This window comes from Pseudomonas sp. S3_A09 (assembly GCF_054668065.1).
In genome coordinates this window covers 4,815,888-4,830,371 of record NZ_CP162752.1, presented here as the reverse complement: position 1 = coordinate 4,830,371, position 14,484 = coordinate 4,815,888, and the positions used below count along the sequence as shown (strand labels likewise).

Here is a 14,484-nt window from a genome sequence, read left to right as displayed (position 1 = left end):
TCAGATCAGATGATTGCGCTGGGCGAACTTGGACAGGTGCACCACCGAAGACATGCGCAGCTTCTCCTTGAGTCGCGTCTTGTAGGTGCTGATGGTTTTGTGGCTCAACAGCATATCCTCGGCGATTTCCTTATTCGTCAGGCCTGTGGCCAGTCTTTGCAGCACCGTCACTTCGCGGTCCGACAGCGAATTGACCAGCTCTTGCTCAGTGGTCTGCAAATCGTCACGGCGCACTGAACTGGTGGCCACGCTGGGGAAGCAGCTGTAGCCGGACCGGATCGCCCTGATCGCCTTTTGCAACTCGTCCAGTTCACCCGTCTTGGCCACAAAGCCCATGGCCCCGGCGCGCATGCAGCGGGTGGAGAAGAACACGGCCAGATAGGAGGTCAGCACCAGGATCTTGCAAGGCAGTTCCAGCGCCTTGATCCGGCTGATCACCTCCAATCCGCCAAGCTTGGGCATGGCCAGGTCGAGAATGATCAGATCCGGGCGCCGCTCACGCGCCAGCTGCATGGCATCGGCACCATTGCCCGCTTCATAGATTTCATCGAAGCCTTCTTGCTTCAACAGGTACTTCACGGTGGCGCGGATAAAAGGGTGATCATCCACAATTAAAGCTTTGCTCATAAGACTCCCCGAGGGATCAGTACGCTTACATATCACACGGGACCTATCTACCTGTGAAAAGTAACAGTTCCGACAAACGGTGCTGATAACTCTGCATGACACTACAGGTAGTAAAGACCCCTCCTTTTGATAAATCACGGTCAATACGTTGAGCTGCGCCTTGGTTCCTGAGGCGCAAGGGCGCAACCTTAACAACGGCGCGGCTTATCAAATGAAGGGATAATCTCGATTGATTGTAGGACTTTTCCTCGCAGTAGCTTAGTCCGCTTTGCACGGGATAACGCCTGACGGCCGGGAACTACTCGGTGGTACTCGGGCTCCAGAATGCCTGCACCACCAGGGTCGACATCGAGATTCGCGCTACCAGCGCATCCAGTTCGTCACCGTCCACCGACGTGACGGCCAGGGTCGCTTCGATCTCCACTTCTTCCGTGCCGAAGGGGCGCACGTCCACGTCGCTGGCCGGGTAGTTGCAACGTGCCAGCTCTGCTTCCAGCAAGGCCAGCACGGCTTTCTGCTGGGTACGCCGGGCGATCACATACAGGATGTTGGTGACCTCTGCCGATACCACGTCCAATGGTTGACGGTTGATGTTGTTGACGATCGGGCGCAGCAAGGTGTTGGCGGCCAGCACAAACAGCGTGCCCAGCAGCGCTTCGAGGACCAGGTCGGCACCCGCGCAGGCCCCCACTGCCGCCGATGCCCAGAGGGTGGCCGCCGTGTTGAGCCCACGCACGTTGCCCTCCTCCCGCATGATGACACCGGCACCGAGAAAACCGATGCCCGAGACCACGTAGGCCACCACCCGCACCGCGCCTTCCGCGCCACCGAGCCGGCTGGCCATGTCGATGAAGATCGCCGCGCCCACCGCCACCAGCACGTTGGTACGCAGGCCCGCCGTGCGCTGGCGGTACTGACGCTCGAAGCCGATCAAGCCGCCGAGGACAAAGGCCGCAGTGAGGCTGACCAGGGTGTCGACCAGGGATTCGAGGTTGATGTTGTTGATTGCTTGCATAGGACATCCTCCCTGCTTATTGCCAGCCAAACTTACGGATGTAGTAGCCCTTCACCGCCTGGGTCAGCGCCATGTACGCCAGCAGGATCACCGGCAGGAATACGAAGTACAGCGACGGCAGCGCCTGCAACTTGAAGTAATGCGCCAGCGGCCCCATCGGCAGGAAAATGCCCACCGCCATGATCACGCCGGTCATCACCATCAACGGCATCGCGGCACGGCTTTGCAGGAACGGAATTTTCGGGGTGCGGATCATGTGCACGATCAGCGTCTGGGTCAGCAGCCCCACCACAAACCAGCCGGACTGGAACAGGGTCTGGTGGTCGGGGGTATTGGCGTCGAAGACATACCACATGAGTGCGAACGTGGTGATGTCAAAGATCGAGCTGATCGGCCCGAAAAACAGCATGAAACGGCCGACATCTCCCGGCTGCCAGCGTTGAGGTTTGCTGAGCATTTGCGCGTCGACGTTATCGAACGGTATCGCGATCTGCGAAATGTCATACAGCAGGTTCTGCACCAGCAGATGCATCGGCAACATCGGCAAAAACGGGATGAACGCACTGGCCACCAGCACCGAAAACACGTTGCCGAAGTTGGAGCTGGCAGTCATCTTGATGTACTTGAGCATGTTGGCGAAGGTGCGCCGGCCTTCCAGCACGCCCTCCTCCAGAATCATCAGGCTCTTTTCCAGCAGGATGATGTCGGCGGCTTCCTTGGCGATATCCACCGCGCTGTCCACCGAAATGCCGATATCAGCAGTACGCAGCGCCGGGGCATCGTTGATGCCATCGCCCATGAAACCCACCACATGCCCATTGGCCTTGAGCAAGCGCACGATGCGTTCCTTATGGCTCGGGGTCAGCTTGGCGAACACATTGGTGGTTTCCACGGCCTTGGCCAGTTCGGCGTCGGTCATGGCCTCGATGTCGTTGCCCATCAGCAGGCCCTGTTGCTCCAGGCCCACTTCGCGGCAGATCTTGGCAGTGACCAACTCGTTATCACCGGTCAGCACTTTCACTGCAACGCCGTGGGCTTTGAGCGCCTTGAGCGCAGGCGCGGTGCTTTCCTTGGGGGGTCGAGGAAGGCGACGTAGCCGATCAGCGTGAGGTTGTTCTCATCCGCCAGGCTATAGGTGTCGCGACCCGGTGCCATCGGCTGCGCGGCCACGGCGACCACGCGCAGGCCTTCTTCGTTGAACGCGGCAGTGACCTGGCGGATGCGCGCCAGCAGGTCTTCGGTCAACGCTTCATTGACGTCGCCATGGCGCACGTTGTTGCACACCGACAAAATCTCTTCCACCGCGCCCTTGCAGATCAACAGGTGCGGCTGGCCTTGCTCAGCGACCACGACGGACATGCGGCGACGATTGAAATCGAACGGGATCTCATCGACCTTCTGGAACGCCGTGCCGACTTTCAGCTCGCGATGCACCTCCACATGCTCCAGCACCGCCACGTCCAGCAAGTTTTTCAAGCCCGTCTGGTAGTAGCTGTTGAGGTAGGCCATTTCCAGCACATCGTCGGACTCTTCACCCCACACGTCCACATGGCGCGCCAGGAAAATCTTGTCCTGGGTCAGGGTGCCGGTCTTGTCGGTGCACAGCACATCCATGGCGCCGAAGTTCTGGATCGCATCCAGGCGCTTGACGATGACTTTTTTGCGCGACAGAAACACCGCCCCCTTGGCCAGGGTGGACGTGACGATCATCGGCAGCATTTCCGGGGTCAAGCCCACGGCAATCGACAGCGCGAACAGCAGTGCTTCGGTCCAGTCGCCCTTGGTGAAACCGTTGATGAACAGCACCAATGGCGCCATCACAAACATGAAGCGGATCAGCAACCAGCTGACCTTGTTGACGCCGTGCTGGAACGAGGTGGTCGCACGGTCAGTCGCGGTCACACGCTGGGCCAAGGCACCGAAATAGGTGCTGTTGCCGGTGGTCAGGATCACCGCCGTCGCCGCCCCGGACACCACGTTGGTGCCCATGAACAGGATGTTCTCCAAGTCCAGCGGGTTGCGGGTCTTGGTGTCCTGCTGCTGGGCGAACTTCTCCACCGGCATCGACTCACCGGTCATCGCCGCCTGGCTGACGAACAGGTCCTTGGCGCTGAGTACTCGGCAATCGGCAGGGATCATGTCCCCGGCCGACAGCACGATCAGGTCGCCCGGCACCAATTGCTTGATCGGCAATTCGATGCGCTTGGCTTCATCGCGGCGTAGCACCGTGGCGGTGTTGCTCACCATGGCTTTCAGCGCATCGGCGGCCTTGTTGGACTTGGCCTCCTGCCAGAAACGCAGCAGCGTCGACAGCACCACCATGGAGAAAATCACCGTGGCGGCCTTAATGTCTTCGGTCAGCCAGGAGATCACCGCCAGCAAGGTCAGCAACAGGTTGAACGGGTTTTTGTAGCAGTGCCACAGGTGCACCCACCCTGGCAGCGGCTGTTCGTGCTCGACTTCGTTGAGGCCGTATTGCACGCGCAGAGCGTCAGCTTCCTGGGTATTCAAACCCTCAGAGTGGCTGCCCAGCGTGCCGAGCAGCTGCACCGCACTGCTGTTGGCCGAAACCACCAGGGTTTGCGCCAGTGTCGGCGGCACTTCGCGGCTGACGCTGGCGTCGGTCACGCTATCGAGCATCGCCAGGCGGCGGAAATGCCGGGCGATGTGCCGGGTCCGCAGGAAGCCGGCAAAGAACTCTTTCAACAGAGTCAAGTTCATGGTGTTACTCCTGCGCGAGGAAAAAACCGTCGTGCAGGTACCGCCGTCTGCACCGCGCCCGTTTTATAGGCACAGCCAGCGTGGCCCGCCTGCCGCAAAAGGCAGGCGCGTCCGTAGCATCCCGAGGTGAACCGGGTGCTGGTCAGCGTCGATGAGAGGGATTCGGGCAGGTGCCAGGACTGGCCGCTGCCGGGATGCCGCTTCTCGCTTTTAGTGGCGAGACAACGGCATCGGAAAAATGCGCGTTACCTTGCCAAGCCTGTGCCGGTTACCGAAACCGGCCGACTACTGTCACTCGAACAAGTACCCACTGAGGGTCTCCGCTATTGATGAAAACGCGCGAAGCTTACGCCCCGATGATGGGAGAGTAAACCGTAGGAAAGTGTCCGCATGGGGAATAAGAAAATTCTTCAGGATGGGTTCAGGAAGGCGCATCCACTTGATCCCGCTGAACCAACGCCAAGTAATCACCCACCTGCCCACCTGTCAGCGCCTTGACCTGAATCGATACCCGGTTCACCTGGCGGCCCAGGGTGATCCCCTCGCGGGTGCGTACCTGCACATAGCCAAGCTTTTGCCAGAAGCGCTCCGCCTTGGCGTTGCCGATGACCACTGTCAACCGCAACCAGTGAGCGCCATTGCGAACCGCCCAGGCTTCAAGATCCCCATGCAGTTGCTGCGCCAGCCCAGTGCCATGCAAGCGTGCATCCACCAGCAACAGCCCGATATGCCACACGCCAACGGCCAGCAAGTCCGCCGCGATGTTCACCACCGCGACCAGCCGGTTTTCCACATCGCGGTAACCCAGCCAATACATCCGGCTGCATGCCCACCCTGCGGGCAACTGTCCCTGCAATTCTTCATGCGCTTCGGTCGCCGTGGCCGGCTCGCCGTTGACCGCAATGAAGTAATCCGGCGCCCGCTCGAAAAACCGCTGCAGCTCCTGCTCATCACTGCTGTCCAGCTCAACGACCTGAATGCCCGCGACAGAGCACCCCGGCAACAGCGGTGAATCAACGTCCATGTTCACTCGCCCTCAATCGTCCCGCGTCAGTACTTCCAACAACTCAATCTCAAAACGCAGATTGCTGTTGGGCTTGATATGCGCACCCATCGATCGCTCGCCATAGGCCAGATGCGCCGGCACGAACAAGGTACGTACACCGCCCACCTGCATGCCCATCAAGCCCAGGTCACAACATTTTCGTATGTAACACTACCATTAGCTCAAAACAACCAAGCTCACAAACGATACTCATTCGCTTGGTTACGGCGGTGAAGTCCCCTAAAGCTGTAGCCTTTTCATAGCCACTCGTCAGAAAATACAGTATTTGAGCGAGCTTTCTAACGTGAGGCATTTGTGAAATGATGGCTCGATGATATTTAACGCAGATTTGGCGCGTAAAAAGGGACTTTTATGTCATATACGTATAGTGCTCAGCTAACTGAGTTATGTATCAGGGGCTTCCAGTGCCCCCCACAAGGGTCTGTTCTTATTCAAAGGGATGCTTGGAGGTGGGTAGCCAACCCGGTGAGCGCAGAGTGCTTCGCTCCTGTAGGTGTCCGCAATCCGCCAAGACTGCTCAAGGCAACCGATCCAGCTGAAAAATGCTCATGCTGGGGTTTATCCATGTATTGCTCTTACGACCAAAGTGTTAGCGCATTTCAGAGTGTACAAAGGAGCTTTCCTAAAGCCCGCAAAATCTTCGGAGGGTACGCAGCGAACGTACTGATAACTCCCGCTGACGGTGCATGTACCTCGGCTGATCGCTACGGTCATTTTGACTTGCATCCATTTTCGGCAAGTGCTTTGCAGAGCAGCATATCGGCCTTGAGATCTATACCATGAGTTTTCCTAGAATCGTTGGTCCAAAGGTCGAACCAAAAGTTCTTTCCAAACATTCTTGGAATGCCGACCTTATCGAGTTCGAAGGGCCGTTACTGAGCTTGTACAAAGGTGAGCTTGGTAACGACTTACTGTATGCATGGCTGGACTGTACTGAAACTCGAAATAGGTGGTGTGTAATTCCCATTGGACGAAAATCGCTTAGAGATTATCTTGAGCAAGAAAAAACTCTTCTTACGGTGTATCAGGAGTCTGAATGGCTAATTATTTTCCACACCGGATCAGCCCCCAACAGAAGAAACTCGATACAGCAAACCACTTGGCAAAACTTGCCTCAGGAATATTTACCCGACCAAGATTCATATCTTGCTCCAGCAATCGCAACTCAAGCAGCTGCAAAATTAGCCGAAGAAGTCAGCGAAGAATACTTTCTGGGACTTGATGGAGATATGTACCTCGACGACATATCAGTCATTCCGAAAGTTTACCAGCAACTGTATTCATTTCACTATGGATTAGAACACTTGGATCGCAGCGCTGTGCGGGGAGCTTTAAGTCGCCTAGCTGGCAGTTGGACTGGTGGCTTTAGTGCAGTGCATCTGTTCACTGGACTCAACGCTGTGACTCCGTCGATTCATCGCGCACAAGTTACCGAACTGCGATTTAACTCGCCGGGACATATTAAACTAGATCTACTACCAGAACTTGCTAGACGGATTGAAATATCCGCATTGCAAATCCAAAACGACGACTCCTACGTTGCACTTGAACAATATTATGCAAGCGTGTACAGATACTTCAAAGACAATAGAATCTCTGGATTTGACGATGACCGCAACCCTGCTGATGCAAACCTCACAGCGGAAGTAAATGTGCGCTTAAATGAACTAATAGAGTTTTTCTTTCGACTAATGCAATGGGAAGGCTACAGAACGTCTTTTGCATACCTCAACATAGACGCCCTACATCAGCTTCGCGTCCTACTCGCCTACTACAGAAGACTAAGAAAATTACGACCATACCTAATTACAGGCAGACTTTTTCTAGGTGAATCGAAGCTTATAAACCCGGACGCCACCTGAAGCAACGCACAATACTAAAAGTTATAGTTACGATGAACCAAAAGAGCTAAACCCTCTCAAACCCAACAGTTAGTTGGGCTTGCGAGCCGGTCGCGGCCGAATTTGTGACATCTTCGCTTGAAGCTAAATTTAAAGGGTCGCCATGACACAAAAAGCCAACATGACTGTGGATGAATTCAGAAATGCCATGGACGACGACACAGGATTCAAGTCTAAGCGAAGAGCATTAACATTTGTCTCACTATTATTAATAGCTCTAATTGCAAGTGGCGCAGAAATCAAAGAGGCCAACACCTTCATCTTTAAGATAGTATTTACGAACCACGCGGGTCTCAAATACTTACTGGCACTCGCTGTAACGTGCTGCATGTTAAGGTATTTTGCATATTCAGAAAAATATCATGCCCAATTATATAACTTCTGGTCAAATAGAATGCTAAATGATTTCAAGATTTTCTATTATGATCACGAAAGCGAATCAGTGGGAGGATTGCTTGGAAGAAAGATCGACATCTATGGAGGTGATGAACCCGGATTAAAATCACCAACATATATAAAGACCGGCCTCCTAAAGAGAACCATTGCGTATCCATCAACAGGAAGTAATGATTACCATGGAGAATACACTTACTTTGAACACATCAACCTAAATGACTATACAGAAAGTTGGAGTAAGGCAGAGTTTCGCAAGCTGCTGCTTGCCGAGACAAAGTATCGACTAGAAGCTTGGATCAAATACCGAGAGACACTTGATTTAATCTCACCATACCTGCTTGGATTTAGTTCTCTAACGATATTCCTGTACAAATATTTCTACCCATAACTCCATTTAAATGGATCATTTGCGTACTTGTGACTTTCCGCCTCCCGTTTCAGACTCCGCATTTAGATCGAGCTTCTAGTAACTTGATTATTTCAATGTAGAACGAGTACTAGAGGAGGAACAATACTCCCCAAAAATATTCAACCTCCTTGTATTTAGGTTCTCGACTCCAAGTCGAATCCTTATTTGCAGATGGCCAAATCCGGTAGGTATGGATATTGGTCTGATGGGTTTAACGCCCTAGGTTTTTTGGCAGACCACCCCCGTCAAAGAATGCAGAAATCCGGCGGGGTGTCTGAAGTGACGCATAGGACTGCGTAGGAGTGCGTATAGGAAGGTTTAACCGAGTGGGAATGCACCAGCTCACCCGGCTTTCTCGTTACACCTGTGAGCTTTGCTTATAACTCTGGATTGATAGATGCCTTCACCTTTTGGACTGTGGTTGTGCTGCACTCCAATAGCCCAGCAACTGAACGAATACTCTTGCCGTCATTCAGCAGTGTTGTAATGCGGTTGCGCAGTTCTGTGTCCGCCTGACGCCCTTTGTAGGAACCCTGCTGCTTCGCCCTCTCGATACCTTCAGCCTGACGACGACGACGGTCTTCATAGTCCTTACGGGCGACTACAGCCAGCATGTCGAGCAACATGCTATTGATCGCTGCAATCATTCCCTTTGTGAAGTCGTTCATACCTTCGGTTGGTTTCAATACTGCGTGACTGGTGCTCAGGTCGAGGGATACCACTGTCACTTTCTTAGATGCGATCTTAGCTTTCAGTGTTGCCCAATCAGCAGGAGACAAGCGGGAGAGTCTGTCGACTTGTTCAATCAGCAGCACGTCGCCTTCATGACTGTCTTCCAAAAGACGGAACAGCTCAGGACGTTCCAGCTTCGTGCCTGATTCGTTCTCTATGTAGAAGGCTGCGATCTTATGACCATTTTCAGCAGCGAACGATACAAGGGCTGCTTTGGCACGGCTGGCATCTTGCTCAGAGGTTGATGCCCGAAGGTAGGCACGGATAAACATGCTGAAGCCCCTGCGTGTCATTTAGGATGTATCACATTTTGATGTGTCACGCAGGGTGTGTCAATAAATGTATTCACGTTCTTTCAAAGTTCGTTTTGGATACTTTATGTACAGCTATGCTGTGGTGCCTGATGTACACCCTAAATGCCACGCTGGCGACTTGTTGGGTTGGGGTTTACTCCGTGTAAGGTTCAACACGTCTGCCGTGGCGATATGGCGAGGTTGTCGTCTGTCGGGAAAATAGTCTGTGAGAGGCTACAAAGATTATGGCTCAGACGCTTCTGAGTGACGCACGACGGTATTGCCACTGGTACCTAAGGATGCCATAGGATAGGAGCTAACAACGCCCAGCGGCTATCACAGGGGGTTTGTAGCTAGCTTGCTGATGGGTGATCATCCAGCACTGGCTGTGACTAGCTTTCTTCTCAAAATCAACCAGATTGCATTGCTTGCGAGGAAATCAGGGAGAAAGTGAGACTTGTGCTTAACGCAAAAATGACTCAACCCTTATAAAATCAGGGCTGTAGCGGAGGTGGTGTGTAAATTCGTATGTGATGGGTGTAGTTATATCCCTGATAATGCTCCTGATAGCGATCAACCATGATGGCAACCGGAATGTAGTACGAATTTTTAAATGGAAAATATCATCATCCACAATAAGCCCCTGACGCTGTGTGGGCAGTCAGAGGTCGGTAGGCTTGGATTGGTATTGAGTTGAGCGTAAAGCCTTTCAGGCGCGACTATGGAGCGTTACAGCTATCATCAAATGACGATGGTGAACCATCAAGAGTATGATTGATGAGAATGTTGTATCACCTTAACGGTGGGAGGTGAACGTCTGGTATTTGGTTCCACTTCGTTCCTCCTTGCCTGAATGTTCTTCAAATGATTTCTGTGTGAGACACAGAAGATGCTGATATGTTCTGATTGACAATCAGCGATGGCATCTAGAGTTTAACCACTCTCATACAAAGACGTGTCCGCCAGTGAGCGTCAGCGAATGCCTTTCAGAAGAGATGAGTAGCGAAGCCATCTCGCTTTTGATCTTACCCTGAGTTTACTCAGAAGAGTTATTCTTAATAGTTATACAAGGTAGTTACCTTGTAATATTATTCTTTAAAGATAATACTCTTTTATTAGAGAGGTGTATCCTCTCTCTCCTCTTATCTATCTCTAATATACTTACTCTGCTTGCTAGCAGAGAATATACATATTCTTAAATATAAAGCTTTTGCTTTACCCACCTCGCTACGCTCGGCGGCTGAATGCCCATTCTACAGGTAAAAACACATTCTGTCAAGACCTATTCTCATTTAGTGATCATTCTCGTTTAGAAAAGTGGAGCAGTTCACCACCTTTCCTGTGGGCAAAAAAAAGCCCCGTACAGCCTTTTAAGCTGTCGGGGCTACGCTGGGTAGGGTTGCATCAGGAACGCTCTGTAAAGCCGTTGTGGGAGCTTTTAGCAGGTATCGCTAGCAGCGTCTGTCACTGGATTACCCCGGAATAACAAGTGAGGAATATGTGTCGCTCACCTCTTTGTCGATTTCTAACAGTCGTTTGTTACGAGCGTCGTCGAGCTTCTTCTGCTCTTTCGCTTCAGCTGCCTGCAATAGTTGTTGACGTAGCAAGTCTTGATATCGGACGTGTTCAGCTCGTAAGAATTCAACATATTCAGCCTTCACTCGCACTCGAATGTCATCAATATCTTTCTGCTGCGCATCGTCTGGCTTAATCATCCAACACGAATGATTGAGTGATTCATGTGTGACTGCTTGATTACGAGCCACTGTGTAACCCTCTGCTACTTTCGAAGCTACTAGCTCAAGGAAGTCGTGAGTTAATGGTGACCGTACATGGTCCATACTCTGCGTAGTCCCCCGGTAGACATTAACCCAGCTATCAACACGAGCTTCGAACTCAGCATCATCCCATTTTGGTGGTACGCCCTTGATGGTAATTTTATCAGTCATTTTGTTTTTCCTTCTTTTGTCGAATGTGATTGACCATCAACTGAATGATGGTGGTTTGGTATTGTTCCTCACTGAGCTTAGTGATGGTGTTGTTAAAGGTGGTGATTGTATTTGCATCACCTTCAACGCTATCAGCGCTCTGTACTTGTACCAGATGTTGTTTTGTTTGTTGTTGCATTGCACGTCGTCGTTCAAATGCTTTTGCGAGGCCAGCCGTAAAATAATCTAGACTAGTACTACTCATTTGAATTCTCCTGAGCTTCATAAAACGCTGACACACCGTACTCAGTTGTCAGTTTGTCGATGATGTCTGTGGCTCTACGAGCTTCAACCTTGTCGCCAACTGCAATTGCTGAATTGCGCAGTGATAGGTAATGTTTAAGTTGAAGCACCGCCAAGTGCCTTTCGAGTAGTGGCGTATTCATCTGTTGTTTATCCTTTTGGTTTGTTTGTATTGAAACTAGGCTGACATAAGGCTGATTTGACATATTCAACCCTTGATTTACGTGGCTTACAGAGGCTTAAAAGTGGCAAGCTATAGGGTGGCCTAGGGTGGCAGATATTTAGGGCTGTAGGCGCCTTATAGAGGCTCAGCGATAACGAGCGGCAACAAGCTCAACCTTACTTTATTTACCATTACTGACTTGTTCTCTAAAGCTTGGAGAGCTAGCCATAAGTTCACCGACAGACACATGCACACCTTTGGCAATTGCTTTCTTATGTAGTTTATAAAAGTGGTTCAGTACGATGATTGAGACTTCATAAAAGCTATAGTCATTGCTTGGTGTTAGCGGTGTTGAACTGGTTATCACTTTCTGAATGAGTTGTGATGGCTTATGGACGACGATGTAATTCAATGCTCTATTCCTTTTGTTCGATAGGGTTGTGATCCTCTGACTTGTGGTTAAGTATTTTGGATTATGGTGGTTAGATATTTGCAGCTTTCTTCGCGTCAGCTTTTCTGAGGTTGTTCGTGATAGTACTGATCATCACGTTTACCATGTGAGTTGGATTAGTATTGCCAGTGCGCACCATCAATGCTTCCAACTGCTTCACAGACTCTTGATTGAGGAATATTTTCATTGCGAACTCTCATTGCACATTACGCGATCATGCGCATATTGATTAATCGAAGCACCAGCAGTATTAGCAGCAGCCTTCAACAGTGCGTAGTTGGTGAGACTGAACAGGATGGATACTGGAATCATTGTTACTCTTGATTGCCTCCAATACTTTGCACGACAGGCAGCATTACAAGTTTTCGTTTGTGGGCGTCGGTTGATCAATTCTTTATTACAGGCGATGCAATGGGTTGTATGCATAAGATGCTACCTCGTTAGATAATTAGGAAGTGTTAATTGTGTTCGCTATGGACAAACAAAAAACCCACACCGGTTAGGGATATGGGTTTTTTGTTCAGGAGAGAGATTGTTGGAGGATCAGACCACAGTGCAACGCCGAGAAGGAATGGGCAAGGGTTACATTAGAGGGAACCGCAGCTGCTGGCTAAAAAACAACTGGAAAGACGGTGTGACCTGATCAACTCCAATGAAGACATTATGACACAAATAAGAATGATTGTCAATACCGTTTCGTGTATCGCGAACACAAATGTCAACTATTTTGAGTCTGTTTCAATTCCAGACTTCATGTACTCCATTGCAATGTCCGCACTTTCAAATCTCAGCACAGATACTCCCTTGCGGCTGTGTTTGTCGGTCGAATTGAGTAGGGTTGGAGGTTTAGCGTATTTATATGATCGTTCCGCAATATGTACTAAATCCCCGTTCGGAATGTTTCCATATAAACGTACATCAGGCACTTCAGGTATGGCTTGAGAAATAGTGAATTCTTCTTCACCATTACGAATGCGGTAACCCAATGTCATGTTTCCCTTGCGAACGACACCAGCATAAACCCATGGATGATTCTCATTAGGCAGGTAAAGCTTTCTTCCCGGCTGTACGACTATTGAATACCCCGCTTGTTTGAGCAATGCAGAAAGTTGTATAGGGTCACGGAAGGCAAGACGATCATGCTCCAAATTTGATTCATAACCAACATAGTTTGACTTGGACTTAGACTCAACACCATCGTCGTCTGTGCGCCCCAATATATTCAACTCAATGTCAATTGCTGCACGACGTTCATTTACCAAATCAAACTCAGCCTCTAACTCCACTGAGTCTACTTTTGCTATCTTCTTTGCCAACCTTTGGATTGAGGCTGTCACTTCATTACGTTCAGTAGTAAGGGTAAGCTTTCGCTTTTCATTGTCGGTTAGTTGAATAACTTTCATCGCTTTGTCAATCCATGCTGGTGCAGTCTGCAAATAGACAAAGTGAAAAACTTGATAAGGTATTGTTTCTTTGTTCGTACAACCAGCATCTTTAAGACGATGGTGTGTAAGACACCTCATATTGTTAGGCTTACCATTTTTATTATGAATGATTAGGTTTGCACCACACACACTGCACTTCACAATACCAACAAGAAAATTCTTTGAGGTTCGTTCTCTGGGCTTTGTTGCTACGGCGCTCTTTCTGTGTTGTGCTTGCAGGAACAATTCATTGGAAATTACTGGTGGGTACACACCAAGAATGATCTGAGAGGGCTTGTCTGGATCATCCTTACCATACTCCCAATTACCAATCGCCGCTTGATTCCTTAACCATGCTTCTACAGTTGGTCCAGAACATTTTACCAACTCTGGTACTCCGCTAGCTCTCAGGCGATTAGCAATCGCCGTCTTGCCAACACCAGACACATACAGTTCGAATGTTTGCTTGATGTAGGGTGCAACATCATCATTCAACCTGCCATCACTGTGAAGCCAGATAGGCGTATTCCGCTTTACCTTATTTCCTTCTTTGGCTTGTTCAAGGCGTATCGCATAACTGGCCTTTGTACGCTCACTCAGCTGTTTTGAGTAGCCATACGCTGCTTGTATCTTGGCTACAAGCAAGAACAAGTGACCGCTTGCTGCTGATTCATGGGTATACGTCACCTTGTCATCAAGGGTGATGATGGATACACCGGCAGCAAGGATTGGTGTTATCACCTTGTTCAACATGTCCAGCGGGTGAAGCCTGCCTGTACGGTCAATGGCTTCTACCAACACAACATCACCAGCTTTGATATCACCAGCTTCGACGGCTGCCAATAGCTTGGCAAAGCCACCACCGTCCTTTACGTGTTCACCGTGGTAGCCAGATTTGCCAAAGTCTTTGTAGGTGAGTTCGGACAGGGTGTACTCAGGATGCTCTGTGAGCCACTGGGTCACCATCTGCTGCTGACGTTCGGCACTGCTGCCTGTGGTCTGACGGGCACTGCTAAAGCGAATGTAGGGAATGGCTGACGGCATACTGCCTGCTT

Annotated in this window: 11 protein-coding genes and 2 pseudogenes; 2 read left to right on the top strand and 11 right to left on the bottom strand. The window is 50.6% G+C overall.

Annotated features, from left to right (window positions below):
- From AB4N92_RS22750 to AB4N92_RS22730, 5 genes and pseudogenes are all read right to left on the bottom strand, one after another.
- Window positions 1–627 (bottom strand): response regulator transcription factor, encoded by a 627-nt coding sequence (locus tag AB4N92_RS22750; protein WP_010211290.1) that lies wholly within the window; start codon window positions 625–627, stop codon window positions 1–3.
- A 298-nt stretch (window positions 628–925) separates the two neighbouring features.
- Window positions 926–1,642: an MgtC/SapB family protein gene (locus tag AB4N92_RS22745; RefSeq protein ID WP_236266792.1), complete on the bottom strand. Its 717-nt coding sequence runs from the start codon at window positions 1,640–1,642 to the stop codon at window positions 926–928.
- Window positions 1,643–1,658: 16 nt separating this feature from the next.
- Window positions 1,659–4,363 (bottom strand): annotated as a pseudogene (mgtA, locus tag AB4N92_RS22740) (magnesium-translocating P-type ATPase).
- Window positions 4,364–4,784: 421 nt separating this feature from the next.
- Window positions 4,785–5,387 carry a GNAT family N-acetyltransferase gene (locus AB4N92_RS22735; RefSeq protein WP_236266794.1) on the bottom strand — a complete coding sequence of 201 codons (603 nt, stop codon included), beginning with the start codon at window positions 5,385–5,387 and terminating at the stop codon, window positions 4,785–4,787.
- 12 nt (window positions 5,388–5,399) lie between these two features.
- A pseudogene (locus AB4N92_RS22730) lies at window positions 5,400–5,558 on the bottom strand (FKBP-type peptidyl-prolyl cis-trans isomerase); the annotation flags it as partial.
- Window positions 5,559–6,208: 650 nt separating this feature from the next.
- Here AB4N92_RS22730 and AB4N92_RS22725 point away from each other — a divergent pair.
- The gene (locus tag AB4N92_RS22725) at window positions 6,209–7,291 is read left to right on the top strand and encodes a hypothetical protein (protein WP_460128308.1); all 1,083 of its coding nucleotides are present in this window, start codon (window positions 6,209–6,211) and stop codon (window positions 7,289–7,291) included.
- Between the two features lie 142 nt (window positions 7,292–7,433).
- Complete coding sequence (locus AB4N92_RS22720) at window positions 7,434–8,114, top strand: hypothetical protein (protein ID WP_460128305.1); 681 nt, start codon at window positions 7,434–7,436, stop codon at window positions 8,112–8,114.
- A gap of 398 nt (window positions 8,115–8,512) precedes the next feature.
- Here the strand turns inward: AB4N92_RS22720 and AB4N92_RS22715 are convergent, their stop codons facing one another.
- The 6 genes from AB4N92_RS22715 to AB4N92_RS22690 form a co-directional block, all read right to left on the bottom strand.
- Window positions 8,513–9,139, bottom strand: coding sequence for a recombinase family protein (locus AB4N92_RS22715; protein WP_460128303.1), 627 nt, complete (start codon window positions 9,137–9,139; stop codon window positions 8,513–8,515).
- A 1,493-nt stretch (window positions 9,140–10,632) separates the two neighbouring features.
- Window positions 10,633–11,109 (bottom strand): hypothetical protein, encoded by a 477-nt coding sequence (locus AB4N92_RS22710; protein WP_460128301.1) that lies wholly within the window; start codon window positions 11,107–11,109, stop codon window positions 10,633–10,635.
- Window positions 11,102–11,353, bottom strand: a complete 252-nt coding sequence (locus AB4N92_RS22705) for a hypothetical protein (protein ID WP_460128298.1) — start codon at window positions 11,351–11,353, stop codon at window positions 11,102–11,104. The genes AB4N92_RS22710 and AB4N92_RS22705 overlap by 8 nt, the downstream gene beginning before the upstream one ends.
- Window positions 11,346–11,534: a hypothetical protein gene (locus tag AB4N92_RS22700; RefSeq protein ID WP_460128296.1), complete on the bottom strand. Its 189-nt coding sequence runs from the start codon at window positions 11,532–11,534 to the stop codon at window positions 11,346–11,348. Before AB4N92_RS22700 ends, AB4N92_RS22705 begins: the two co-directional genes overlap by 8 nt.
- A gap of 201 nt (window positions 11,535–11,735) precedes the next feature.
- Window positions 11,736–11,966 carry a hypothetical protein gene (locus AB4N92_RS22695; protein ID WP_460128295.1) on the bottom strand — a complete coding sequence of 77 codons (231 nt, stop codon included), beginning with the start codon at window positions 11,964–11,966 and terminating at the stop codon, window positions 11,736–11,738.
- Between the two features lie 761 nt (window positions 11,967–12,727).
- Window positions 12,728–14,473, bottom strand: coding sequence for a recombinase family protein (locus AB4N92_RS22690; RefSeq protein ID WP_460128292.1), 1,746 nt, complete (start codon window positions 14,471–14,473; stop codon window positions 12,728–12,730).
- Between the last annotated feature and the right edge of the window lie 11 nt (window positions 14,474–14,484).

Bases quoted from the DNA above. Each gene is read 5' to 3' on its own strand.
- AB4N92_RS22715 (WP_460128303.1), bottom strand. From the start codon at position 9,139: ATGTTTATCCGTGCCTACCTTCGGGCATCAACCTCTGAGCAAGATGCC.
- AB4N92_RS22700 (WP_460128296.1), bottom strand. From the start codon at position 11,534: ATGAATACGCCACTACTCGAAAGGCACTTGGCGGTGCTTCAACTTAAA.
- AB4N92_RS22745 (WP_236266792.1), bottom strand. From the start codon at position 1,642: ATGCAAGCAATCAACAACATCAACCTCGAATCCCTGGTCGACACCCTG.
- AB4N92_RS22690 (WP_460128292.1), bottom strand. From the start codon at position 14,473: ATGCCGTCAGCCATTCCCTACATTCGCTTTAGCAGTGCCCGTCAGACC.
- AB4N92_RS22705 (WP_460128298.1), bottom strand. From the start codon at position 11,353: ATGAGTAGTACTAGTCTAGATTATTTTACGGCTGGCCTCGCAAAAGCA.
- AB4N92_RS22725 (WP_460128308.1), top strand. From the start codon at position 6,209: ATGAGTTTTCCTAGAATCGTTGGTCCAAAGGTCGAACCAAAAGTTCTT.
- AB4N92_RS22710 (WP_460128301.1), bottom strand. From the start codon at position 11,109: ATGACTGATAAAATTACCATCAAGGGCGTACCACCAAAATGGGATGAT.
- AB4N92_RS22720 (WP_460128305.1), top strand. From the start codon at position 7,434: ATGACACAAAAAGCCAACATGACTGTGGATGAATTCAGAAATGCCATG.
- AB4N92_RS22750 (WP_010211290.1), bottom strand. From the start codon at position 627: ATGAGCAAAGCTTTAATTGTGGATGATCACCCTTTTATCCGCGCCACC.
- AB4N92_RS22735 (WP_236266794.1), bottom strand. From the start codon at position 5,387: ATGGACGTTGATTCACCGCTGTTGCCGGGGTGCTCTGTCGCGGGCATT.